The organism is Bradyrhizobium sp. CCBAU 51753 (genome assembly GCF_015291565.1).
Classification (GTDB): domain Bacteria; phylum Pseudomonadota; class Alphaproteobacteria; order Rhizobiales; family Xanthobacteraceae; genus Bradyrhizobium; species Bradyrhizobium ivorense.
In genome coordinates, this window is sequence record NZ_CP030037.1 from 7,597,135 (window position 1) to 7,619,191 (window position 22,057).

Here is a 22,057-nt window from a genome sequence, read left to right on the forward strand (position 1 = left end):
GGTCTGGTCCCGGCGCTTCGCTCAACTGTGCGTCAGATCGTGCAACGGCGCAACCGTTCCGGCGGCGCTCGCGTGCAGGTCAGATCGCCTTGCTCCAATCCGGCTGGATCGGCCCGGAGACGCCCTCGAAGGCGCCATCTGCCAGTTCCATGACAAGCAGACGACTGGGATCGACCGGGCCGGGCATGGTGACCTGCCCCTTCGGAATCAGCTTGAAGCCGACGCGCGAATAGTAGGGCTCGTCGCCGACCAGCACGATCAGCCGATGGCCCTTGGCGCGGGCGCCGGCGATCGCACGCTCGAGCAGCGCGCGGCCGACGCCGCGGCTGCGGAACGGCGGCTCGACGGTCAGCGGCCCGAGCATCAGGGCCGGCGTCTCGCCGATCAGGATCGGCAGCTGGCGCACCGAGCCGACCAGCAGCGTGCCGATCCGCGCCGTGAAGGAGACATCGAGCAGATGATCGACATGCTCACGCAGCCGGTAGGCGCTGAGCACGAAGCGGCCGGGCCCGAAGGTGCGCTCGTGCAGGCGCTCGATCGCCTGGGCGTCTTTCGGGGTCTCGGGCAGGATGGTCAGGGACAGTTCAGTCATGATGGAGCGCGGGATAGCATCTGATGCGCGCGGGGTCCATCACCGCCACGTCTCGGTGGGCGGCCTGCCGTCGAGCACCTCGGTGATCCGCAGCCGCGTGCCGGGGGTGGTGTCGTCGGGCAGATCAGCCGGGTCGAAGAAGCCGCAGGCCACGATCTCGTGGTTCGGCTCCGGCAGCCGGTCCTGGCGGTAGTTCCTGATCACATAGACCACGACATGGTCGCGGCGCGAGACGTGGCTGTTGTAGAAGACGCCGTGCAGCACCGGCTCGCCGACCAGTTCGATCCGGCCCTCCTCGACCAGCTCGCGGCGCAGCGACTCCAAAATGCTCTCGCCGACCTCGACGCCGCCGCCCGGCAGATACCAGCCATGGACATAGCTGTGCTTGACCAGAAACACCTTGTTGTCGGCGTCGAGCACGACGCCGCGGACGCCGAGCGTCATGCTGCGGACCAGCCGCCAGTAGAAATGGAAAATCCACCTGATCTGCGGCTCGAAGCGCTTGCGCAATTCCAGCAGGAGCGTCACTGAACCCTCATGCGTTTGATCCTTGCGCGGATGCCCGCGTCTTGCCAATACAGAGGCGGATTTTCGGGATAGCACATGACCGGTTGCCGGCCACTCGTCACGGAAAGTTCACACGGAAGCGAATGATGGCGGCGTTCCGGCTGGCGCATCTGTCCGACCCGCATCTGCCGCCATTGCCGGCGGCGCGGCTGCGCGATCTCGCCGGCAAGCGCGCCTTCGGCTACCTCAACTGGACCCGCAACCGCCACAAGTACCACCGCCGCGACGTGCTCGACACGCTGGTGGCCGACATGCAGGCGCAGCAGCCGGACCATGTCGCCGTCACCGGCGATCTTGTCAACCTCGCGCTGGAAGGCGAGTTCAATCCGGCCCGGCAATGGCTGGAGGGCGTCGGCCCGCCCGCCGACGTCACCGTGGTTCCCGGCAATCATGACGCCTATGTGCGCGCGACGCGGCACCGCTTCGTCGGCATGTTCGGCGACTATCTGCGCGGCGATACTGATGGCGCGGCGACGCATTTTCCGTTCGTGCGCCGGCGCGGGCCGATGGCGCTGATCGGCGTCTCCTCGGCGGTGCCGACGCCGCCGCTGATGGCGACCGGCTGGCTCGGCCATGCCCAGCTCGGCGAGCTGGACAAGATCCTGGCGCAGCTGTCCCGCGAGGACGCCTTCCGCGTGCTGCTGGTGCATCACCCGCTGCACTCCGACGGTCGCGCCAAGCGGCTGACCGATGCGCACCAGCTGCTCGCGCTGCTCAAGCGGCACGGCGTCGAGCTGGTGCTGCACGGCCACGACCACATCCATTCGACGATGTGGTTCGACGGCCCCGAGCGCAAGATCCCGGCGATCGGCGTGCCGTCGGCCTCGGCGCTGCCGCGCAAGCATTATCCGGCCGCGGCCTACAATCTGTTTTCGATCGAGCGCGACGGCAATGGCTGGCGCTGCGAGCACACCGTGCGCGGCTTCGATAGTCACGACGGCATCCGCGAGCTGCAGCAGATGCGGCTGTGCTGAATGCGACGGCTGCTCCGGAGCATGCGCTAGTCGCCGCCCCCACCGCCGCAGCCACCTCCGCCATCCCCGCCGCCGCCGTCGCCGCCACCGTCTCCGCTGCCACCATCGCCGCCGCTGCCATCGCTACCGGCGTCACCGAAGCCGGCCGACGAGCCGTCGATCGATGAGTCGGCGAAATCGCCGCCGCAATAGGGACTGCTGCCGCCGGCGCCGCTGCGGCGTAGTGCCTCGCAGTCGGGGTGATAGACAAAACCGTTCGGGATGTTCAGCTTGGCGTCGAGCGCGAACAGCAGCGGCAGGCGTGTCGGCCGCACAGGATCGAGGTTCTCGTATTTGCAGCAATACCACCAGACCCGGCGCAGCCCCTCATTGCTCCGGCGCCGCTCCTTCACCAGCACCACCGCCGGCGTGTGATGCAGGAAGCTGCCGAAGGCGCGGCGGCAGAACGCATCATATTCGCGGGTGTAGAGAATGAATTCGTGCCAGAGGTCGTCGGCGGCCTGCGAGGGCATCGAGACGTAGCGCTTGCCACTCATGAGGTAAGCGAGGAAGAACTGGCGCAGGCCACGCGAGACCAGCGCGCTGTCCTTGCGGGTGAAGCCGGGATGGCGCTTCTCGAGCCGGGCCAATAGCCCCTGCGGCAGGGTGAAGGTGCGGATGAATTCGGCGCGCCGCAGCGTCTGCCACTTGCCGAACAGCACGGCGCTGCCGATCACCGCGGCGGCCGCCACCACGCCCATCAACGCCGACACCGGTGTTACGACCACGATGCCCCCCGCCGCATCGGCGGCTTAAAGATTTCTCAGGCTGGCAAACAGCGCGAGACCGAACAGCGCCACCGCGCCCATCAGGAAGCCGAACACGAACATGCCGAAGCCGCCGCGGCGCCGCGGCGTCGCCACCAGAACCGGCGGCGGCGGCCCGAGCGGCTCGACGGCGGGCAGCGGTGTCGCCACCATCGCATGCTCGCGCTCGATCATCCGGCGCGCGACATAGTCGGTGACGGCGTCGACCATCACGGAGGCGTCGTGCGATTCGGCGAGCACGATGCGGCCGAACCGCGTGTCCTGCACGAAACGGTAGATGCGCTTGTCGCGGCCCATCAGCACGTGCGCGACGACGTCGATCCACAGCCGCGGCGTCTCGCCCTGGCTGATGCCGCGGTCGAACAGGTCGACCTTCTCCGGCACCTGGGCAAACAGCGGATCCAGCGCCTCGTTGAGGATCTCGAGCCGCGCCACCTCGGCATCGCGCAGCTCGACCACGACGCCGGTGCGGTCGGCGGCCTCGATCCGGGCCCGCCGCAGCGCCTCGCGCAGCGTCGGCCGCAATTCGCGCGCCTCACTGCCGGTGTTCTGCGGATCGGACATCGCTGGCGGCCTCAGGTTGCGGTTTTCCCTGCCGTTAACCTATCAGCAACCATGACGTCCGCAAAGGCGGTTGGTTCCCAAGGGGTTGCGCGGCCACTTATCCCCAGCGCAAAAACGCCGAAACGTTGTTCCAAAAACGGACGACCCCACCCGGATGAAACCGGATGGGGCCGCCGTCCTTGGACGTTTCTTGATCCGATCGTGATGCTTTTCGCATCACGATCTATCTCTTGTTTGAGCATGATCCCTTTCGGAAAACCGGTTCCCACTTTTCCGGATCATGCTCGAAGGCAACTGTCTCAGGCCGAGACCCGCGACGGCTCCTCGACGATGGAGAAGCGGACGCCGGCCTTGTGGCGGTTCTCTTCAGAGACCTCGCGCCAGCAGTCCTCGGCTTCCTTGCGGGTCTTGAACGGGCCTTTGACCTGGGCCGAGCCTTCCACGAGCTTGTGGAAGTTCATCGAGCCGAACTCGCCGCCGATCACCCAGAAATTGCTGCCTTTGGTCATTGTCAGTCTCCTGTTGCCGGCCGACCTCACTCAGCCGCCTGAAAAAAGTTAGCCGAACTGGTTCATCGTGTTGTGGGCGCCGCCCGCCTTCAGCGCGGCCTCGCCGGCGAAGTATTCCTTGTGATCGTCGCCGATGTCGGAGCCCGCCATGTTCTGATGCTTGACGCAGGCGATGCCCTGACGGATCTCCTGACGCTGCACGTTCTTCACATAGCCGAGCATGCCCTGCTCGCCGAAGTACTCCCGCGCCAGGTTGTCGGTCGACAGCGCCGCCGTGTGGTAGGTCGGCAGCGTGATCAGGTGGTGGAAGATGCCGGCGCGCTTGGCCGAATCCGCCTGGAAGGTCCGGATGCGCTCGTCGGCTTCGATCGCCAGCGGCGTCTCGTCGTATTCCGGCTTCATCAGGTCGGCGCGGTTGTACTGGCTGACATCCTTGCCGGCTTCCTTCATCGCGTCGTAGACCTGCCAACGGAAGTTGAGCGTCCAGTTGAACGACGGCGAGTTGTTGTAGGCGAGCTTGGCGTTCGGCACGACCTTGCGGATGCGGTCGACCATCGAGGCGATCTGCTCGATATGCGGCTTCTCGGTCTCGATCCACAGCAGGTCCGCGCCGTTCTGCAGCGAGGTGATGCAGTCGAGCACGCAGCGATCCGCTCCCGTGCCGGGACGGAACTGGTAGAGGTTGCTGGCCAGCCGCTTCGGACGCATCATTTTGCCGTTCTGGTTGATGATGACGTCGCCGTTGCGGGCGTTCTCCGCCGTCACTTCCTCGCAATCGAGGAAGCTGTTGTACTGATCACCGATGTCGCCCGGCTTGTGGCTGACCGCGATCTGCTGGGTGAGGCCGGCGCCGAGCGAGTCGGTGCGGGTCACGACGATGCCGTCTTCGACGCCGAGCTCGAGGAAGGCGTGGCGGCAGGCGCGGATCTTCGCCAGGAAGACCTCGTGCGGCACCGTCACCTTGCCGTCCTGGTGGCCGCACTGCTTCTCGTCGGACACCTGGTTCTCGATCTGCAGCGCGCACGCGCCCGCCTCGATCATCTTCTTGGCGAGCAGGTAGGTCGCCTCGGCATTGCCGAAGCCGGCGTCGATGTCGGCGATCACCGGCACGACGTGGGTCTGGAAGCTGTCGATCTTCTCGATCAGCGCCTTCTCCTTGGCCTGGTCGCCGGCCTTGCGGGCGGCGTCGAGCGCGCGGAAGATGTCGTTGAGCTCGCGGGAGTCGGCCTGCCGCAGGAAGGTATAAAGCTCCTCGATCAGCGCCGGCACCGAGGTCTTCTCGTGCATCGACTGATCCGGCAGCGGCCCGAACTCGGAGCGCAGCGCGGCGATCATCCAGCCGGACAGATACAGATAGCGGCGATCGGTCTTGCCAAAATGCTTCTTGACCGAGATCAGCTTCTGCTGCGCGATGAAGCCGTGCCAGCAGCCCAGCGACTGGGTGTACTTGGTCGGATCGGCATCATAGGCCGCCATGTCGGCGCGCATCAGCGCCGCGGTGTAGCGGGCAACATCGAGGCCGGTCTTGAAGCGGTTCTGCAGCCGCATCCGCGCCACGGCTTCGGCAGTGACGCCATTCCACGTCGGCTGGGTCTCGAGCAGCGCCTTGGCGGCTTCGACCTCTTTCAGATAGGACGCCGGTCCCTGCAGTGCCCGGTCGCTGAGTCCGCGTGGCTGGTAATTCATGTGCTTGATCCTTCCGATCGACATTCTTGACAGTGCGTTGCGAAATGCGTGTCGGGAGATAAACGCGAGAAAACCAAATACGTATAGATGCCTTGTTTTTTATTGGTGATGTCATGTAACATATGCACTTGTAACAAATGTCGATTTGTAAATTTTGTCACGATATAGGTCAGGAAGACTGCCATGGTTCGTGGTTCTGGAGGCGGTTTCTCTTCGGCTCTCCCCGCGCGGGGGGAGAGGCCGACGCGCGCCGAGCGATGCGAAGCATCGTCGGAAGCGCGGCGGGTGAGGGGGACTCTCCGCGAGTCCCGCCGTGGAGAGAGCCCCTCACCCCAACCCTCTCCCCGTAAGAACGGGGAGAGGGAGAGCACCTCGGGAGTTCCCCATGCCCGCTGAGTCCGGAAAAAAGCTCTTCGTCGGGCCGCGGTTCCGGCGGATCCGCCAGCAGCTCGGGTTGTCGCAGACCCAGATTGCCGAGGGGCTCGGCATCTCGCCGTCCTACGTCAATCTGATCGAGCGCAACCAGCGCCCGGTGACGGCGCAGATCCTGCTGCGGCTGGCCGAGACCTACGATCTCGATCTGCGCGACCTTGCCACCGCCGACGAGGACCGCTTCTTCGCGGAACTGAACGAGATCTTCTCCGATCCGCTGTTCCGCCAGATCGACCTGCCGAAGCAGGAACTGCGCGACCTCGCCGAGCTCTGCCCCGGCGTCACCCACGCGCTGCAGCGGCTCTACGCCGCCTACACCGAGGCGCGCCGCGGCGAAACGCTGGTGGCGGCGCAGATGGCCGACCGCGAGGGCACCCAGTTCGAGGCCAACCCGATCGAGCGGGTGCGCGATCTGATCGAAGCCAATCGCAACTACTTTCCGGAGCTCGATACCGCGGCGGAAAATTTGCGCGACGAGCTCAACGTGCCGGCCGAGGGGCTTTACGCTGCGCTTGCCACGCGCTTGCGGGAGAAGCATTCGATCGTCACCCGGGTGATGCCGGTCGACGTGATGCGCGAGACGCTGCGGCGCTTCGACCGCCACCGCCGGCAGCTGTTGATCTCGGAGCTGGTCGACAGTTCCGGCCGCAGCTTTCAGCTCGCGCTGCAGATCGGCTTTGCCGAATGCGGCGCCAGCATCGATGCCATCGTCGGCCGCGCCGGCCCGCTCGACGACACCGCGCGCAGGCTGTACCGCATCACGCTCGCGAATTATTTCGCGGCGGCCGCGATGATGCCCTACCAGGCATTTCATTCCGCCGCCGAGGCGCTGAGCTACGATGTCCACGTGCTGGCGCAGCGCTTCAACGCCGGCTTCGAGCAGGTCTGTCACCGCCTCACCACCTTGCAGCGGCCGAATGCGCGCGGCGTGCCGTTCTTCATGCTGCGGGTCGACAACGCCGGCAACGTCTCCAAGCGATTCTCGTCCGGCACCTTCCCGTTCTCGAAATTCGGCGGCACCTGCCCGCTCTGGAACGTGCACTCGACCTTCGACATGCCGGACCGCCTGCTCAGCCAGGTGATCGAATTGCCCGACGGCACGCGCTATTTCTCGATCGCGCAGATGGTGCGGCGGCCGGTGGCGCCCTACCCGCAGCCGCAGCCGCGCTTTGCGATCGGTCTGGGCTGCGAGATCCGCCATGCATCGAAGCTCGTCTATGCCACCGGCATGGATCTGGAGAAGGCCGAGGGCACCCCGATCGGCGTCAACTGCCGGCTCTGCGAGCGCGAGAACTGCAGCCAGCGCGCCGAGCCGCCGATCACGCGCAGCCTGATCCTCGACGAGACCACGCGGCGGGTCAGCTCGTTCGCGTTCTCGAACGCACGGGAGTTGTAGTCTTATCCTCCCCTGCAGGGGAAGGATCGGTTCGCATGGAGCGTAGCGCAATGCGAAACGAGGTGGGGTGTCTCTCAACACGGGCACTGATCGGGCGGAGAGACCGTCACCCCACCCCGCCTCGCATCTGACGATGCGAGACGACCCTCCCCCTGCAGGGGAGGGTGCGCTCAATCCACCGCCGCAAACGCCTTGCACCAGCCGTCCTTGCTGATCGCGCCGTCGACCACCTTGCAGCCGTCGGGCGCGACGAACAGCGTGCACAGGCCGCAGGAATAGATGCCGTTCGGCGCGTCCTGATATTCGGCCTGCGGTTTTGTCATCTTGTCGGAAGCGGAAGCGGCGCGAAGTAGAAGCGTTGCGGGCAGTCCCGCCCCAGCGGCACAAATGAACGCGCGCCGCGAATGATCCTGTCGTTTGGCCATGGTGTTCACCCCATGCGTCGTCCCTGGATATGTTGCGCCACTGTTGGTTTGATTCACGTCTCAAACAACTAACTCGGTGTCATCACCCGCGAAAGCGGGTGATCCAGTATTCCAGAGACGGCAGTGCTTGAGCCGAGAGGCCGCGGCGTACTGGATCGCCCGGTCCATGGGCGCAATTGCGCCCAGGCCGGACGATGACAGTTGTGGGTGGGGTGCAGCTTCGCGTTCTCGCGACATGATTTGTCCGAGTTTTGCTCTTCGTTTCGCCCTCTCTTGATCAGAGGGCGCAGGGAAAGCCGGGTGCCGATTGCACCCATGGGCCCGGTGCAACAAAAAAAGCACCGGGGGTAGGACCACAGGTGAAACCGGAAACAACCCGGCTTTCCCTGCGCGATGGGCTACGGCTTATACGTGCTCTCCCCGGCGAGACTGGGCTTTTTTGTCACCGTCCCTCGCAAGACGCATTTCCATCCTGCGAGAAGACACCTGCCACTAGGGCGTCAGGCCTGCACGACTTCACCGTCCGCCGCGCGCGTTCTCGTCAGTCGCACGCGCGGCGTCCACCGCATCTCACCGCAACACCATGACGACCGCGAAGCGCCCCTCGATCGGGTGAGACGGGCAAACCATACACCTGAGTTGCCATTCCTGAAAACAGAAATATTTTCGCCGCGCATGCTTGACCTATCCCTAGGGGCAAATCGGCAGCGGGCGCGGCAGGCCTTGTTCCCCGATCCACCTGCGATGCCGGAACCGGAACTCGCAGGTGGGATCCGGCGTTGTCGACGCGGACAGTTGCAGAACGCAATGCACGACCTCCGAACGATGAAGAATTTTCCCGATGCTGCTTTTTCGCCCGAAGTGATCGACCTGATGTCCCGGGCACTGGAGTCTTCGATCGCGACGCTGCCCGATCCGGTCAGCACCTCGCACATCACCCTGATCGCGGAATCGATCCTGCGCACCGCGAACGACGGCGAGCGCGAGGTTGGCGCGCTGCAGCGGATCGCGCTGCTGGAACTGGCGCTGGCCGAGCGCGAGTAAAGCGCGATCAGATCAGGCTGGCCTCTGACTCGATTCACCACCCGACGCGAGAGGTGCACCTCCAGCGCGCGCCGGCCCAACCCGGCCTCCATCATGCGCTACGGTTTGGGCTGATCGTGTTCGCGAAGGTCTGGAAATAGGCCCACGGCTAGCAAACCAGAATTCGCGGCCCCGGGGTCGAGACGCAATCGCCGGTGTGCCGTCATGGATGGCTCGACCGGTCCCTTAGGCGAGACCTCCCAGTCGCTACGCCATGTCATTGTTTCTACATCTGAATCCTGGCGATAGGCGAGGTTCATCAAGCCACCCCTTTCGCGCGCCCTTATTTTTTGATATCAAAAAATATCAGCAATTGTGCTGGATGCATCGGGGTTGCTCCCATGACCATTCAAGATCATTCCGGTTCAGGCCTCTCCACGATCAGGGTCCGGGTCGACGATCGCCCGGCGATTCTGGTTGGCAGCGGCTACGTTGCGCTGCTGATCGCCTTCGTCTTCTTCCTGCTGGCCGGCTGGATCGCCTATGGCGGATTCGCGCGGGATGTCTACGGCGGCGTCCACGTCTCGGGCTGGTCGCTGTTCGTCGCGCTGCTGTGCCTCATCGTCGCGGCGCTGTTCGGCGCGTCGATCTATTCGCTGCAGCCGAACGAGAGCGCGGTGCTGACGCTGTTCGGCGCCTATGCCGGCACCGACTCGGCGCCGGGCCTGCGCGCCACCGTGCCGCTGTTCAAGGTCGCAAAGGTCTCGCAGCGCGTCCGCTACCATGAGTGCGGCAAGCTGAAGGTCAACGACCTGATCGGCAACCCGATCGAGATCGGCGCGGTCGTGGTCTGGCGGGTCGACAACAGCGCCAAGGCGATCTTCCAGATCGACGACTATGCCGACTTCGTCGGCGCGCAGACCGAGTCGGCGCTGCGGCACATCGCCGGCCGCCATCCCTATGATTTCGACGAGGCCGTCGCGCATAGCGGCCACGACGACAGCGCCAGCCACGCGCAGATCGCGGCGCGCACGCTGTCGCTGCGCGAGAGCGGCGATCAGGTCACCAACGAGCTGATCGCCGAGCTGAGGGAGCGCCTCGCGGTCGCCGGCGTCACCATCGACGAGGCCTGGATCAACCACCTCGCCTACGCGCCGGAGATCGCGCCGGTGATGTTGCGCCGTCAGCAGGCGAGCGCGGTGATCGCCGCGCGCAAGCTCGTGGTGTCGGGCGCGGTCGACATCGTCAAGGAAGCGCTCGACAAGCTGCGTGAGCAGACCGACATCGATCTCGATCCCGAGCGCAAGGCGGCGATGGTGTCGAACCTCTTGGTCGTGCTGGTCTCGGACAAGGACGCGACGCCGGTCGTCAACACCGGAACGCTGTATGCCTAAGCGCGGCCGCCCCAAAGGGCCGGACAAGGAGCCGATCCTGCTCAGGCTCGGCAGCCCGCTGCTCGACATCCTCGACCGGCTGGCCGCCGCGGAATTCCGCTCGCGGCAAGGGCAGATCGAAAAGCTGCTGCACGAGGCGCTGATCCGCCGCGGAGCCTGGCCGCCGAAGGCGGGGGAAACTGAGCCGAAAGAGGGGTCCAGCTAAGCCGCGCGCGAGCGGGGCTGTGCCTTGCAAACAGCGGCGATCTGCCTCAGTCTCCGCGCGCCCATCAAGAATAACGAAAGAAAAACGCATGAAGCTTCGCGCGCTCGGCCGCTCCGCCCTCTCCGTTCCTCCGCTCTGCTTCGGTTGCAATGTGTTCGGCTGGACGGTCGACGAGGCCGCATCGTTTCGGCTGCTCGACACCGTGCTGGAGCACGGGCTGAGCTTTCTCGATACCGCCGATGTCTATTCGCGCTGGGTGCCGGGCCATAGCGGCGGCGAGTCCGAAATCATCATCGGCAAATGGATGAAGGCGCGCGGCAACCGCAACCGCGTCATCCTCGCCACCAAGGTCGGCATGGACATGGGCAATGGCAATGTCGGGCTGAAGGCCGACTATATCGCGCGTGCCGTCGAGGACTCGCTGCGGCGGCTGCAGACCGACACCATCGATCTTTATCAGTCCCACAAGGACGACGAGACGACCCCGCAGGAGGAGACGCTCGCGGCCTATGACAGGCTGATCAAGGCCGGCAAGATCAGGGCGATCGGCGCCTCGAACTTTTCAGCGGAGCGGCTGAAGAGCGCGCTCGAGATTTCCGCAAAGACCGGGCTGCCACGCTACGACAGCATGCAGCCCGAATACAGCCTGTCGGAGCGATCCAGCTACGAAGGCGCGCTGCAGCGCGTCTGCGAGGACAACGACGTCGGCGTGATCACGTTCTTCTCCCTCGCCGCGGGATTTTTGACCGGCAAGTACCGCTCGGAGAGCGACTTCGCCAAGAGCCCGCGCGGTCCGCGCAGCATTCCGAAATACCTGAATCCGCGCGGCCTGCGCATTCTGGCCGGTCTCGACGAGGTCGCCGCGGAAACGCGCGCCGAGCCTGCCGCGGTCGCCCTCGCTTGGCTGATGGCCAAGCCGTCGATCACCGCACCGATTGCCAGTGCGACCAAGCCCGAGCACGTCGCGACGCTGGTCGCGGCGACCAGGCTGGAGCTGACCAAGGGTCAGGTCGAACGCCTCGACGCTGCAAGCGCGTAGCCCGCAGTCCAAAGCGTGATGAGATTGGATCGAATATCGACCGCGCCGGCACTGCGCTCCCTCTCCCCGTTCTTACGGGGAAAGGATTGGGGTGAGGGGCGTCCGCGCGTACACGGTGATAGCTGTATTTGCGGAGCCTCCCCCTCACCCGGAACGCATCTAGCGATGCGTCATAGCCGAGGCTTTGCCTCGGCGTTCTAAGTAACGGCCGCCCAAGGGCGGCCTGCGCCTCTCCCCGCACGCGGGGCGAGGCGGAGCGGAGTCCGCGGCTCAATTGGAGCAGAATTGTCTAGCCCCACGGCCCGCGTGGAGCCGACGGGCCTGACGAGCCGCCCCATGGGCTGCGCGGCGGATAGCTCGCTCCAGTGGGGCGCGGCGCGGTCTGGGTGCCGAGTTCGGCGGCGAGCTGCTGCAGGGCGGCGATGCGGTTCGCGGTCGAGGGATGGGTGGCGAACAGATTGTCGACGCCGTGGCCCGACAGCGGGTTGACGATGAACATGTGCGCGGTCGCCGGATTGCGCTCGGCCTCCATGTTCGGCACCTGATGCGCGGCGTTCTCGAGTTTTGCCAGCGCCGAGGCCAGCCACATCGGCTGGCCGACGATGCGCGCGCCAAGATTGTCGGCGGCGTATTCGCGGGTGCGGCTGATCGCCATCTGCACCAGCATGGCGCCGAGCGGCGCCAGGATCATCATCGCGATCGAGCCGATGATGCCGGGGCCGTTGTTGTTGCGGTTGCCGCCGAAGAACATGCCGAACTGCGCCAGCATCGAGATCGCGCCGGCGATCGTCGCGGTGATCGTCATGGTCAGGGTGTCGTGATGCTTGATATGGGCGAGCTCGTGCGCGATCACGCCGGCGAGCTCCTCGCGGCTGAGCTGCTGCATCAACCCGGAGGTGACGGCGACCGCCGCGTTCTCCGGATTGCGGCCGGTGGCAAACGCGTTGGGCTGCGCCTCGTCCATCACGAACACCCGCGGCATCGGCAAGCTCGCGCGCTGCGCCAGCTCGGCGACGAGGTTGTAAAGATCGGGCGCAGTGCGCTGATCGACCTCGTGGGCGCCGTACATCGACAGCACCATGCGGTCGGAATTCCAGTAGGTGAACAGGTTCATCGCAGCCGCGACGAGCAGCGCGATCACGGCGCCGCTGCCGCCGCCGATCAGATAGCCGACGCCCATGAACAGCGCGGTGAGGCCGGCAAGCAGGAGCGCGGTGCGGAAGTAGTTCATCGTGGTTCCCTGACGGCAGGCGGAATCCTGCCACAACTGTCGCGCCTGAGGTAGGGATTTTGCCGGCGGCGCCGCAAGGCCAAGCCGTGCGTCGCAGCGACGCGGGCGCGGGTTACGGATTGGTCATGTGCGGCTAGCCTGTGATCTCTCCGAGCTCGGGCGGCGTACAAGTCGCTCAGTCGGGCTGCAGAGCCGTTGACCCGGCCGATCCGTCTGGCACGATCAAGTCGTGCGCTTCGAGATTCTAGGCGATATCTCCGATGTCGAAACCTTCGCGACCGGGTCCGGTATTCGCGAGATCGCGCGGCTGCGCCGCATCTACGGGCGTGGCCGCTGGCGCAAGCGGAAAGGTATCGCACGCGTGCGATTATCGGATGGCTCGGTTCATACAGCTGAGCTACACTGGTACGAGGCTTCCGGAATCGGCCGCAAGGAATTCAAGATCAAACATCTGCTCTAGGACGATGACAAAAGCACAAGCAAGGCAACTGGTCGTCTGCGTCAATAACGATGGCTACGCAGCTTCACTGGAAAAGCGCAAGATCTACGTGGCGCTTCGCGATGCCGCCGCCGAGAAACACGGCATGTTTCGAATCGTCGATGAATCCGGTGAGGATTACCTCTACCCCAGGACCTTGTTCCGGTCGATCGCCCTTCCGCTAGCCGTGAGACGGGCGGTGCTGGCCGCGTAAGCCAGCAAGCAGCGAGGCTAGCCCGGATGGAGCGCAGCGAAGTCCAGGACAGCGCCCGCGGTGGCAGAGGCTCCGGATTGCGCTTCGCTTCATCCGAGCTACGGGATCGTGGCTACTCCGCGCGGTGCCGACCGCCTCCTCCTCGCGCAGCGATTGTAGCCCGGATGAAGCGCAGCGAAATCCGGGGCAGTGCCTGCGGCGAAACCGCTCCCGGATTACGCTTCGCTCCATCCGGGCTACGAGGACCGTGGGGTGAGCAAGGTTCGTAGCCCGCATGAGCGCAGCGATATGCGGGACGGACGGCCCCGGATATCGCTGCGCTCATCCGGGCTACGGCAGCGCAACTACTCCGCGGGCACGCGCGCGGCGGCGGTTTCCTGCTCGCGCAGCGCGACGTGTAGCATACGGGCGAGCTCGGCGCGGCTGTAGGGCTTGGCGAGGAACAGGATGCCCTCGTCGAGCCGGCCGTCGTGGTCGAAGGCGTTTTCGGTGTAGCCGGAGGTGAACAGCACGCGCAGCTGAGGCCGTCGCCGCAGCGCTTCGGTGGCGAGCTCGCGGCCGTTCATGGCGCCCGACATGATGACGTCGGTGAACAGCAGATCGACCGGCGCACCGCTGTCGAGCACGGCGAGCGCCTCCGTGCCGTTGCTGGCCGACAGCGTGGTGTAGCCGAGGCTCTCGATCTGGGCGAGCACGTAGGTGCGCACCAGCCTGTCGTCCTCGACCACGAGCACGATCTCCTGCGCGCCGCGCTGGTTCGGCTGCCGCCGCTCGGGCGCGACCGCCGGCGAGATCACGGCCGCGCGCGGCAGATAGAGCACGACGCTGGTGCCGCGGCCGACCTCGCTGTCGAGCACGATGTGGCCGTTGGATTGCTTGACGAAGCCGTAGACCATGCTCAGCCCAAGGCCGGTGCCCTTGCCGACATCCTTGGTGGTGAAGAACGGCTCGAACACTTTGGCGAGGTCCGCCTCGGCGATGCCCTGGCCGTTGTCGACCAGCGTGATCGCGACATAGTCGCCGGCGGCGAGCCCGTCATGGCCGTGCACGTCGGCTGCCTTCAGCTCGGCGGTTCCGGTCTCGATCCGCAGCCGGCCGCCCTTCGGCATCGCGTCGCGCGCGTTCAGCGCCAGGTTGATGATCGCGGTGACGAGCTGATTGGAATCGACCAGCGCGCGCGGCAGGGCCGCCGCGGGGCGGAAGTCGATCTCGACCTGGTCGCCGATGGTCGGCCGCAGCAGCTCGATGGTGTCGACCATCAGCGCGTTGACGTCGACATCGGTCGGCTGCAGCGGCTGCTTGCGCGCAAACGCGAGCAGATGCCGCGTCAGCGACGCGCCGCGCTCGGCGGCGTCGCGGATCAACCCGGTGATCTCGACCAGCTGCCGGTTGTGGGTGACCGCCTCCGCCAAGATGTCGATGGTGCCGGTGATGACGGTGAGGATGTTGTTGAAGTCGTGCGCGATGCCGCCGGTGAGCTGGCCGACCGCCTCCATCTTCTGCGCTTGGCGGATCTTGCTCTCATTGGCCTCGGCCTCGCGAAACCGCTGCAGCAGGAACTCCTGGCGCTGACGCTGCCGTCCCTCCTCCGCGAGCGCGACATGCGCCTCGCGCAGCTGCTGCTCGGTCGGGATGGCGAGGATTTTCGGGATCAGCGGCCACAGCAGCACCGCGGTGAAGATCGAGGCGATCGCGGTCATCGCCTTGAGCAGGCCCTCGAGGCCGTAGATCGGAATCCACAGCGTGTAGATCGCGAACACATGGGTGAGCCCGCAGAGCAGGATGAAGGCGGCGAACAGCCAGGCCATCCAGCCGAACTGGAAATCGCGCCGTTTCAACACCACGATCGCGAGCGCGAACGGGATCGAGAAATACGACGCGGCGATGATGGCGTCCGAAATCACGTGGAGCCAGATCAGCTCCGGCTCCCAGAGCAGGCAGATGCCGTGCGGCGAGAACGTCGATGAATCCAACAGACGCTCGAGAAAACTCCACATGGGTCGCTCCGGGCGTGATCGATCCGCCGACACCCCCTGCCCGCGAATCGCTTTTGCCGATCATACCGGCGGCGACTTGCGCTGCCGAAGCCCAATTGGTCTAAGGCCGCCCACCCCCGTTGTTGCCCGGTGCCGCCCTGGTGTATGCAGGCGGACCTCTCCCGATCCCACCCCGGTGACAACGATGCCAGCATCTTCCGTGAGCGCCCCGATCGTGATCGCAGCGGTCGCGCTGACGCTCTCGTCCGTAGCATCGGCGCAACAGCTGCTGCCCGGCCCCGTAGAACCACGGCCTGCCAAGCCGCGGCCGGTGGCGGCCTCGCCGCGTGCGGCGTCCTGCCACAACGGGCAGAGCTTTGACCGCTTCCTCGCCGAGCTGAAGCAGAAGGCGGTGGCCGCCGGCGTCTCGCAAGCCACCATGGCGGAGACCGCGCCGTACCTGATCTACGACCAGGGCATCGTCAACCGCGACCGCGGCCAGCGCGTGTTCGGTCAGATTTTTACGGTGTTCGCCGGACGCATGGCCGCGAACTACCGGATGCAGCAGGGCCAGCAATACATCAAGACCTATGCGGCCGCGTTCGCGCGCGCCGAGAAGGAGTATGGCGTGCCGCCGGCGGTGATCGCCGCGTTCTGGGGACTGGAGAGCGACTTCGGCGTCCAGATGGGCAATCTGCCGACGCTGAAATCGCTGGTGTCGCTGGCCTATGATTGCCGCCGCTCCGAGATGTTCCAGGCCGAGACCATCGCCGCGCTGAAGATCATCGATCGCGGCGACCTTTCGCCCGAAGAGATGATCGGCTCCTGGGCCGGCGAGCTCGGCCAGACGCAATTCCTGCCGACGCACTATTTCAACTACGCGGTCGACTACGACGGCGACGGCCATCGCAATCTGCTCGCCAGCGGCCCCGACGTGATCGGCTCGACCGCGAACTACATCGCCAACGGGTTGAAGTGGCGGCGCGGCGAGCCGTGGCTGCAGGAGGTGCGGGTGCCGCAGGCGGCCAACTTTCCGTGGGACCAGGCCGACCTGACCATCAAGCTGCCGCGCTCGAAATGGGCCGCACTCGGCGTAACCACGACCGACGGCAAGCCGTTGCCGAACGACGAGATGCCGACCTCGCTGCTGCTGCCGATGGGCCGGCTGGGACCTGCGTTCCTCGCCTACGCCAATTTCGCCGCCTACACCGAATGGAATAACTCGCTGATCTATTCGACCACCGCCGGCTATCTCGCCGGCCGCATCGCCGGCGCGCCGCCGATGCAAAAGCCGCACGCGCCGGTGGCGCAACTGCCGTTCAACGAGATCAAGGAGCTGCAGGGCCTTCTGGTGCGCGCCGGCTACGACGTCGGCAAGGTCGACGGCGTTCTCGGCCAGGCGAGCCGCAGCGCCGTGAAGGCGATGCAGATCAAGTATGGCTTGCCGGCGGATTCCTGGCCGACCGCGGAGCTCCTGGCCCGCATGCGCGGCCCGCGCACGCCGCCGGCCGAGGCCGCGATGCCCGGGTTGAGGTAGGCTTCGATTCCGCCGCGCACCACCACCTTATCTCCGTCACCCTGAGGCGGCCGCTTCTTCAGCGGCCCTCGAAGGGTCGACGGCCACCAACCGGGCCGTGCATCCTTCGAGGCTCGCAAGGGCTCGCACCTCAGGATGACGGGGCTAAGAGTGGGGCCCGCCGGGAAATATTTGACCAAGTGTTACAGCCTCGCGCAGTTGTATTCATCCCCCGGCCGCCCCATTTGCAGCATCGCCGTTCGGCACATCCGACCTCCACAGCGCGAGAGCATCACATGTCCTTTCATGACGCCGTCGTCCCCGCCTACCTGCAAATCCTCAACAGCCTGACCGGGCTGCTGACCAAGGCCGAAGCGCATTGCGAGGCGAAGAAGATCCAGCCCGAGGTGCTGCTGGGCGCGCGGCTCTATCCGGACATGCTGCCGCTGACCAAGCAGGTGCAACTGGTCTGCGATCACGCCGCACGCGGCTGCGCGCGGCTGACGCACAGCGAGGTACCGTCGACGCCCGACACCGAGAAGAGCTTTGCCGAATTGAAGCAGCGGCTGGCAAAGACCATCGACTATGTGAAGTCGTTCAAGCCCGAACAGTTCGACGGCGCCGATGCCAAGGACGTCACCTTCCCGGTCGGCCCCGAGCGCACCATGACGCTGAAGGGCCAGCAATTCCTCTCGGCGTTCTCGTTCCCGAACTTCTACTTCCACGCCGTGACCGCGCACGGCATTTTGCGCCACAACGGCGTCGAGATCGGCAAGCGCGATTTCCTCGGCGTGAGCTGACGCGAAGCGCGCGTCAAATTCCCCGCCGCGGGATTTTCGCCTCACGCACAATGCCGTGCTACTGCTCCCTGACAACAACAAGACGTCAGGGAGCACGCTTATGTCCGCCACGACCCACGCGCCGAAATCCGTCGATCCCGCCGCGTCGCTGCATGCGGAATCGCTCGGGCAGGCCAAGAGCCACGGCCGCCTCGCCGGCCGGCGCATCATCGTGGTCGGCGCGGGACAGCGCTCAACCGTCGACGAAGAACCGCCGATCGGCAACGGCCGCGCCATGAGCGTGCTGTTCGCGCGCGAGCGCGCTTCCGTCGCGTGCATCGACATCAACAAGGAAGCCGCCGACGACACCGTCGCGCAGATCACGCGCGAAGGCGGCAAGGCCTTCACCGACGTGGTCGACGTCAGCGATGTCGCGCAGATCGCACCTGCGGTCGCGCGCTGTGCGCAAAAACTCGGCGGGCTCGACGGGCTGGCGCTCAATGTCGGCATCTCCTGCGGGCTGTCGCTGCCGAAGATGACTGCCGAAGCCTGGGACCGCGACTACGCCGTCAATGTGCGCAGCCACATGCTGTTCGCGCAGCAGGCGCTCGAGGTGATGGCGCCGGGCGGCGCGATCATCCTGATCTCCTCGATGGCGAGCCAGCGCTCAGGCGGCCGCAACCCGGCCTATGAATCCTCCAAGGCGGCGCAGATCGCGCTCGGACGGGCGATCGCGCGGGCCGGCGAAGAGAAAGGCATTCGCTGCAATGTGATCGCGCCCGGCTTCATGGATACGCCGATGGGCCGCGACGCCAGCCGCCGGCGTTCCGACCGCGCCGTGACAGTGCCTTTCGGCCGCCAGGGCACCGGCTGGGAGGTCGGCTATGCTGCGCTGTTCCTGATCTCGAATGAATCTTCCTACGTCAACGCGCACACCCTGTTCCTCGATGCCGGCCACATGGGCGGGATCGTGCGCGGCTAGCCTGCGCCGCACGAATGGCTCGGCCATTGCGCTCGTCACTGCAATGCACAAATCTCCTCCATCAGCCACTCTCTGAAACATTGCCCGGGAACATCACCCAAGAACACCACTCAGGAACAATTGCACATGAGCCAACCGACCAAACTCCTCGAGCCCTACAAGCTTGGCGCGCTGACGCTGCCGAACCGCCTGGTGATGGCGCCCTTGACGCGCAACCGCGCGGAGCCCGGCAGCTTCGTGCCGAGCCCGCTCGCGGTGGACTATTACGGCCAGCGCGCCTCCGCCGGTCTGCTCGTCACCGAGGCGAGCCAGGTCTCGCAGCAGGGCCAGGGCTATCAGGACACGCCCGGCATCTATTCCAAGGAGCAGGTCGCGGGCTGGCGCAAGGTCACCGACCGCGTGCATGAGCGCGGCGGCCGCATCTTCATCCAGCTCTGGCATGTCGGCCGCATCTCGCACACCTCGCTGCAGCCGGGCGGCGGCAAACCAGTGGCGCCGAGCGCGATCCGCGCCAAGGGCAAGACCTTCGTGAACGGCACCTTCACCGAAATCTCCGAGCCGCGCGCGCTGGAGCTGTCGGAAATTCCCGGGATCATCGACGACTTCAAGCGCGGCACCGCGAACGCGCTGGCCGCCGGCTTCGACGGCGTCGAGATCCATGGCGCCAACGGCTATCTGCTCGACCAGTTTGCCCGCGACGGCGCCAACCACCGCACCGACGCCTACGGCGGATCGATCGAGAACCGCGCCAGGCTGATGCTGGAAGTATCGAAGGCGGTCGCGACCGAGGCCGGCGCGGATCGCACCGGCATCCGCATCTCGCCGGTGACGCCGGCCAACGACATCACCGACTCCAATCCGCAGCCGCTGTTCGATTACATCGTCGACCAGCTCAATGCGCTGAAGCTGACCTACATCCACGTCATCGAGGGCGCCACCGGCGGCCCGCGCGACATCGCACCGTTCGACTACGCGAGCTTGCGCAAACGTTTCAAGCAGGCCTATGTCGCCAATAACGGCTACGACTTTGCGCTGGCAGAAAAGGTGCTGGAGCAAGGCGCGGCCGATCTGATCGCATTCGGCAAGCCGTTCATCTCCAACCCCGACCTGGTCGAGCGTCTCAAGGCCGGCGCCCCGCTCAACGAGTGGGACAAGGCGACGTTCTACGGCGGCGGTGCCAAGGGCTATACGGACTATCCGACGCTGAAGGCGAAGGAAGCGGCGGAGTAGCACGCTGCGCTCCCTCGCCCCGCTCTTGCGGGGTCGAGACGAGCGAAGCTCGCTCTTAGAGGGTTGGGGTGAGGGGCTGCTTCCACGAGCTGTGAACGAGGTGAGACCTGTACCCCCTCACCCGGATCGCATCTAACGATGCGATCCGACCTCTCCCCGCAAGCGGGGCGAGGTGAGAAAGAAAAAAGGCCGGGATTGCTCCCGGCCTTCTCAGTTTCATGCAAGGCGTGGGCTGGTACGCCTTACTTCGCCTCGGCGCGCTTGGGCGGCGTCGCCGGCCACGACTTGATCAGGGTGTCGTAGTCGACCGTCTCGCCCTTCGGCTTCTCGTTCGCGAGCTTGCGTTGCGGCGCGATGGTGCCGTCCTTCTCCGCCTTCTTGAACCAGAACTCGGCGGTCTCCTTCTTGTTCAGCTTCGGTCCGCAGGCGCCCTGCACACCGGACTTCTCAAGACGCTCCATCACCGAATCCTGGGCCGCGGCGAGCGCGTCCATCGCCTGCTGCGGCGTCTTGGTACCGGACGACGCATCGCCGATGTTCTGCCACCACAGCTGCGCCAGCTTCGGATAGTCGGGCACGTTGTTGCCGGTCGGGGTCCACTGCACGCGCGCGGGCGAGCGGTAGAACTCGATCAGGCCGCCGAGCTTCGGCGCACGTTCCGTAAAGGACTTGTCCCAGATGTCGGATTCACGGATGAAGGTGAGACCGACATGGCTCTTCTTCAGCGACACCGTCTTGGAGACGATGAACTGCAGATAGAGCCAGGCCGCCTTGCGGCGGTCGGCCGGGGTCGACTTCAACAGCGTCACGGAGCCGGCGTCCTGGTAGCCGAGCTTCATGCCTTCCTTCCAGTACGAGCCGTGCGGCGACGGCGCCATGCGCCACTTCGGCGTACCGTCGGCGTTCATCACGGCGATGCCCGGCTTCACCATGTCGGCGGTGAAGGCGGTGTACCAGAACATCTGCTGGGCGATGTTGCCCTGCGCCGGCACCGGGCCCGATTCCGAGAAGGTCATGCCCTGGGCCTGCGGCGGAGCGTACTTCTTCAGCCAGTCGAGATATTTGGTGATCGAGTAGACCGCGGCCGGACCGTTGGTGTCGCCACCACGCTCGACCGAGGAGCCGACCGGGCGGCAGCCTTCCATGCGGATGCCCCACTCGTCGACCGGCAGACCGTTCGGAATGCCCTTGTCGCCGTTACCGGCCATCGACAGCCAGGCGTCGGTGAAACGCCAGCCCAGCGACGGGTCCTTCTTGCCATAGTCCATGTGGCCATAGACCTTGACGCCGTTGATCTCCTTGATGTCGTTGGTGAAGAACTCGGCGATGTCCTCATAGGCCGACCAGTTCACGGGCACGCCGAGATCGTAGCCATACTTGGCCTTGAACTTGGCCTTGTACTCGGGATTGGTGAACCAGTCGTAGCGGAACCAGTAGAGGTTCGCGAACTGCTGGTCGGGCAGCTGATAGAGCTTGCCGTCCGGCGCGGTGCCGAACGACTTGCCGATGAAGTCGTTGACGTCGAGCATCGGATCGGTGACGTCCTTGCCCTCGCCGGACATGTAGTCCGAGAGCGCAATCGTCTGGTTGTAGCGGAAGTGGGTGCCGATCAGGTCGGAGTCGTTGATCCAGCCGTCATAGACGTTCTTGCCGGACTGCATCTGGGTCTGCAGCTTCTCGACGACGTCACCTTCCTGGATGATGTCGTGCTTGAGCTTGATGCCGGTGAGCTCGGAGAACGCCTTGGCCAGCGTCTGCGACTCGTATTCGTGGGTCGTGATCGTCTCCGAGACGACGTTGATCTCCATGCCCTTGAAGGGCTCGGCCGCCTTGGCGAACCACTCCAGCTCCTTCTTCTGGTCGTCCTTCGACAGCGTCGAGGGCTGGAACTCGGCGATCCACTTCTGGATCACGGCATCGTCGGCGGCGCGGGCTGGCGCAGCCACCGCAAGCGAAGCCGCGATCAATGCGGCCGCGCTGGTCATAGTCAAAAGACTATCCTTCGTCGTTTTAAAATGTCGCATCATGTTTCCTCCGGT

At 65.5% G+C, this 22,057-nt stretch carries 22 protein-coding genes; 12 read left to right on the forward strand and 10 right to left on the reverse strand.

All coding sequences use genetic code 11. The features are described 5' to 3' along the window. Positions 1 to 79: 79 nt before the first annotated feature. Entirely contained in the window at positions 80 to 592 is a 513-nt protein-coding gene (locus XH93_RS34755) for a GNAT family N-acetyltransferase (RefSeq protein ID WP_194470931.1), read from the reverse strand. 39 nt (positions 593 to 631) lie between these two features. Beyond that, positions 632 to 1,120, reverse strand: a complete 489-nt coding sequence (locus tag XH93_RS34760; protein WP_194470932.1) for an NUDIX domain-containing protein — start codon at positions 1,118 to 1,120, stop codon at positions 632 to 634. Positions 1,121 to 1,245: 125 nt separating this feature from the next. Between XH93_RS34760 and XH93_RS34765 the strand changes: the two genes are divergently transcribed. Continuing rightward, entirely contained in the window at positions 1,246 to 2,133 is an 888-nt protein-coding gene (locus tag XH93_RS34765; RefSeq protein WP_194470933.1) for a metallophosphoesterase, read from the forward strand. A 26-nt stretch (positions 2,134 to 2,159) separates the two neighbouring features. Here XH93_RS34765 and XH93_RS34770 read toward each other — a convergent pair whose 3' ends face one another. The 4 genes from XH93_RS34770 to XH93_RS34785 all read right to left on the reverse strand — a co-directional run bounded on the left by XH93_RS34770 (position 2,160) and on the right by XH93_RS34785 (position 5,698). After that, positions 2,160 to 2,900, reverse strand: a complete 741-nt coding sequence (locus tag XH93_RS34770) for a hypothetical protein (RefSeq protein WP_194470934.1) — start codon at positions 2,898 to 2,900, stop codon at positions 2,160 to 2,162. A 24-nt stretch (positions 2,901 to 2,924) separates the two neighbouring features. Further along, entirely contained in the window at positions 2,925 to 3,503 is a 579-nt protein-coding gene (locus XH93_RS34775) for a hypothetical protein (RefSeq protein WP_139864491.1), read from the reverse strand. A gap of 299 nt (positions 3,504 to 3,802) precedes the next feature. Further along, positions 3,803 to 4,012: a hypothetical protein gene (locus XH93_RS34780; protein WP_139482122.1), complete on the reverse strand. Its 210-nt coding sequence runs from the start codon at positions 4,010 to 4,012 to the stop codon at positions 3,803 to 3,805. A gap of 48 nt (positions 4,013 to 4,060) precedes the next feature. Further along, the gene (locus tag XH93_RS34785) at positions 4,061 to 5,698 is read right to left on the reverse strand and encodes an isocitrate lyase (protein WP_194470935.1); all 1,638 of its coding nucleotides are present in this window, start codon (positions 5,696 to 5,698) and stop codon (positions 4,061 to 4,063) included. 385 nt (positions 5,699 to 6,083) lie between these two features. Here XH93_RS34785 and XH93_RS34790 point away from each other — a divergent pair, with 385 nt between their 5' ends. Then, entirely contained in the window at positions 6,084 to 7,526 is a 1,443-nt protein-coding gene (locus tag XH93_RS34790; protein WP_194470936.1) for a short-chain fatty acyl-CoA regulator family protein, read from the forward strand. A gap of 170 nt (positions 7,527 to 7,696) precedes the next feature. Here the strand turns inward: XH93_RS34790 and XH93_RS41950 are convergent, their stop codons facing one another. Then, positions 7,697 to 7,951, reverse strand: coding sequence for an iron oxidase (locus XH93_RS41950; RefSeq protein ID WP_210340419.1), 255 nt, complete (start codon positions 7,949 to 7,951; stop codon positions 7,697 to 7,699). 744 nt (positions 7,952 to 8,695) lie between these two features. On the opposite strand from XH93_RS41950, the gene XH93_RS34800 reads away from it, so the two are divergent. From XH93_RS34800 to XH93_RS34815, 4 genes are all read left to right on the forward strand, one after another. After that, positions 8,696 to 8,995: a hypothetical protein gene (locus tag XH93_RS34800; RefSeq protein ID WP_347339302.1), complete on the forward strand. Its 300-nt coding sequence runs from the start codon at positions 8,696 to 8,698 to the stop codon at positions 8,993 to 8,995. Between the two features lie 380 nt (positions 8,996 to 9,375). Continuing rightward, positions 9,376 to 10,368, forward strand: coding sequence for an SPFH domain-containing protein (locus XH93_RS34805; protein WP_194470938.1), 993 nt, complete (start codon positions 9,376 to 9,378; stop codon positions 10,366 to 10,368). Then, positions 10,361 to 10,573, forward strand: a complete 213-nt coding sequence (locus tag XH93_RS34810) for a toxin-antitoxin system HicB family antitoxin (protein WP_172626796.1) — start codon at positions 10,361 to 10,363, stop codon at positions 10,571 to 10,573. The genes XH93_RS34805 and XH93_RS34810 overlap by 8 nt, the downstream gene beginning before the upstream one ends. An 88-nt stretch (positions 10,574 to 10,661) precedes the next feature. After that, positions 10,662 to 11,612, forward strand: coding sequence for an aldo/keto reductase (locus tag XH93_RS34815; protein ID WP_194470939.1), 951 nt, complete (start codon positions 10,662 to 10,664; stop codon positions 11,610 to 11,612). 289 nt (positions 11,613 to 11,901) lie between these two features. Here the strand turns inward: XH93_RS34815 and htpX are convergent, their stop codons facing one another. Continuing rightward, complete coding sequence (gene htpX, locus XH93_RS34820; RefSeq protein WP_194470940.1) at positions 11,902 to 12,843, reverse strand: zinc metalloprotease HtpX; 942 nt, start codon at positions 12,841 to 12,843, stop codon at positions 11,902 to 11,904. A 229-nt stretch (positions 12,844 to 13,072) separates the two neighbouring features. Here htpX and XH93_RS34825 point away from each other — a divergent pair, with 229 nt between their 5' ends. Continuing rightward, positions 13,073 to 13,303 carry a hypothetical protein gene (locus XH93_RS34825; protein WP_139482129.1) on the forward strand — a complete coding sequence of 77 codons (231 nt, stop codon included), beginning with the start codon at positions 13,073 to 13,075 and terminating at the stop codon, positions 13,301 to 13,303. A 4-nt stretch (positions 13,304 to 13,307) separates the two neighbouring features. Then, positions 13,308 to 13,535 (forward strand): hypothetical protein, encoded by a 228-nt coding sequence (locus tag XH93_RS34830; RefSeq protein WP_139482130.1) that lies wholly within the window; start codon positions 13,308 to 13,310, stop codon positions 13,533 to 13,535. A 344-nt stretch (positions 13,536 to 13,879) separates the two neighbouring features. Here the strand turns inward: XH93_RS34830 and XH93_RS34835 are convergent, their stop codons facing one another. Next, positions 13,880 to 15,532, reverse strand: coding sequence for an ATP-binding protein (locus tag XH93_RS34835; protein WP_194470941.1), 1,653 nt, complete (start codon positions 15,530 to 15,532; stop codon positions 13,880 to 13,882). A gap of 184 nt (positions 15,533 to 15,716) precedes the next feature. Here XH93_RS34835 and XH93_RS34840 point away from each other — a divergent pair, with 184 nt between their 5' ends. From XH93_RS34840 to XH93_RS34855, 4 genes are all read left to right on the forward strand, one after another. Continuing rightward, on the forward strand, positions 15,717 to 17,048 hold the full coding sequence (locus tag XH93_RS34840) for a lytic murein transglycosylase (RefSeq protein ID WP_194470942.1): 1,332 nt from the start codon (positions 15,717 to 15,719) through the stop codon (positions 17,046 to 17,048). 275 nt (positions 17,049 to 17,323) lie between these two features. Next, positions 17,324 to 17,827, forward strand: a complete 504-nt coding sequence (locus XH93_RS34845) for a DUF1993 family protein (RefSeq protein ID WP_194470943.1) — start codon at positions 17,324 to 17,326, stop codon at positions 17,825 to 17,827. A gap of 100 nt (positions 17,828 to 17,927) precedes the next feature. Further along, positions 17,928 to 18,788 (forward strand): SDR family NAD(P)-dependent oxidoreductase, encoded by an 861-nt coding sequence (locus XH93_RS34850; protein WP_194470944.1) that lies wholly within the window; start codon positions 17,928 to 17,930, stop codon positions 18,786 to 18,788. 126 nt (positions 18,789 to 18,914) lie between these two features. Continuing rightward, the gene (locus XH93_RS34855; protein ID WP_194470945.1) at positions 18,915 to 20,018 is read left to right on the forward strand and encodes an alkene reductase; all 1,104 of its coding nucleotides are present in this window, start codon (positions 18,915 to 18,917) and stop codon (positions 20,016 to 20,018) included. Positions 20,019 to 20,260: 242 nt separating this feature from the next. On the opposite strand, the gene XH93_RS34860 is transcribed toward XH93_RS34855, so the two are convergent. Then, positions 20,261 to 22,003 carry an ABC transporter substrate-binding protein gene (locus XH93_RS34860; RefSeq protein WP_172628398.1) on the reverse strand — a complete coding sequence of 581 codons (1,743 nt, stop codon included), beginning with the start codon at positions 22,001 to 22,003 and terminating at the stop codon, positions 20,261 to 20,263. Positions 22,004 to 22,057 lie beyond the last annotated feature (54 nt).

Coding starts and splice junctions, on each gene's coding strand:
- XH93_RS34755 (WP_194470931.1), bottom strand. CDS start 592: ATGACTGAACTGTCCCTGACCATCCTGCCCGAGACCCCGAAAGACGCC.
- XH93_RS34765 (WP_194470933.1), top strand. CDS start 1,246: ATGGCGGCGTTCCGGCTGGCGCATCTGTCCGACCCGCATCTGCCGCCA.
- XH93_RS34775 (WP_139864491.1), bottom strand. CDS start 3,503: ATGTCCGATCCGCAGAACACCGGCAGTGAGGCGCGCGAATTGCGGCCG.
- XH93_RS34780 (WP_139482122.1), bottom strand. CDS start 4,012: ATGACCAAAGGCAGCAATTTCTGGGTGATCGGCGGCGAGTTCGGCTCG.
- XH93_RS34785 (WP_194470935.1), bottom strand. CDS start 5,698: ATGAATTACCAGCCACGCGGACTCAGCGACCGGGCACTGCAGGGACCG.
- XH93_RS34790 (WP_194470936.1), top strand. CDS start 6,084: ATGCCCGCTGAGTCCGGAAAAAAGCTCTTCGTCGGGCCGCGGTTCCGG.
- XH93_RS41950 (WP_210340419.1), bottom strand. CDS start 7,951: ATGGCCAAACGACAGGATCATTCGCGGCGCGCGTTCATTTGTGCCGCT.
- XH93_RS34800 (WP_347339302.1), top strand. CDS start 8,696: ATGCCGGAACCGGAACTCGCAGGTGGGATCCGGCGTTGTCGACGCGGA.
- XH93_RS34805 (WP_194470938.1), top strand. CDS start 9,376: ATGACCATTCAAGATCATTCCGGTTCAGGCCTCTCCACGATCAGGGTC.
- XH93_RS34810 (WP_172626796.1), top strand. CDS start 10,361: ATGCCTAAGCGCGGCCGCCCCAAAGGGCCGGACAAGGAGCCGATCCTG.
- XH93_RS34815 (WP_194470939.1), top strand. CDS start 10,662: ATGAAGCTTCGCGCGCTCGGCCGCTCCGCCCTCTCCGTTCCTCCGCTC.
- htpX (WP_194470940.1), bottom strand. CDS start 12,843: ATGAACTACTTCCGCACCGCGCTCCTGCTTGCCGGCCTCACCGCGCTG.
- XH93_RS34830 (WP_139482130.1), top strand. CDS start 13,308: ATGACAAAAGCACAAGCAAGGCAACTGGTCGTCTGCGTCAATAACGAT.
- XH93_RS34835 (WP_194470941.1), bottom strand. CDS start 15,532: ATGTGGAGTTTTCTCGAGCGTCTGTTGGATTCATCGACGTTCTCGCCG.
- XH93_RS34840 (WP_194470942.1), top strand. CDS start 15,717: ATGCCAGCATCTTCCGTGAGCGCCCCGATCGTGATCGCAGCGGTCGCG.
- XH93_RS34845 (WP_194470943.1), top strand. CDS start 17,324: ATGTCCTTTCATGACGCCGTCGTCCCCGCCTACCTGCAAATCCTCAAC.
- XH93_RS34850 (WP_194470944.1), top strand. CDS start 17,928: ATGTCCGCCACGACCCACGCGCCGAAATCCGTCGATCCCGCCGCGTCG.
- XH93_RS34855 (WP_194470945.1), top strand. CDS start 18,915: ATGAGCCAACCGACCAAACTCCTCGAGCCCTACAAGCTTGGCGCGCTG.
- XH93_RS34860 (WP_172628398.1), bottom strand. CDS start 22,003: ATGACCAGCGCGGCCGCATTGATCGCGGCTTCGCTTGCGGTGGCTGCG.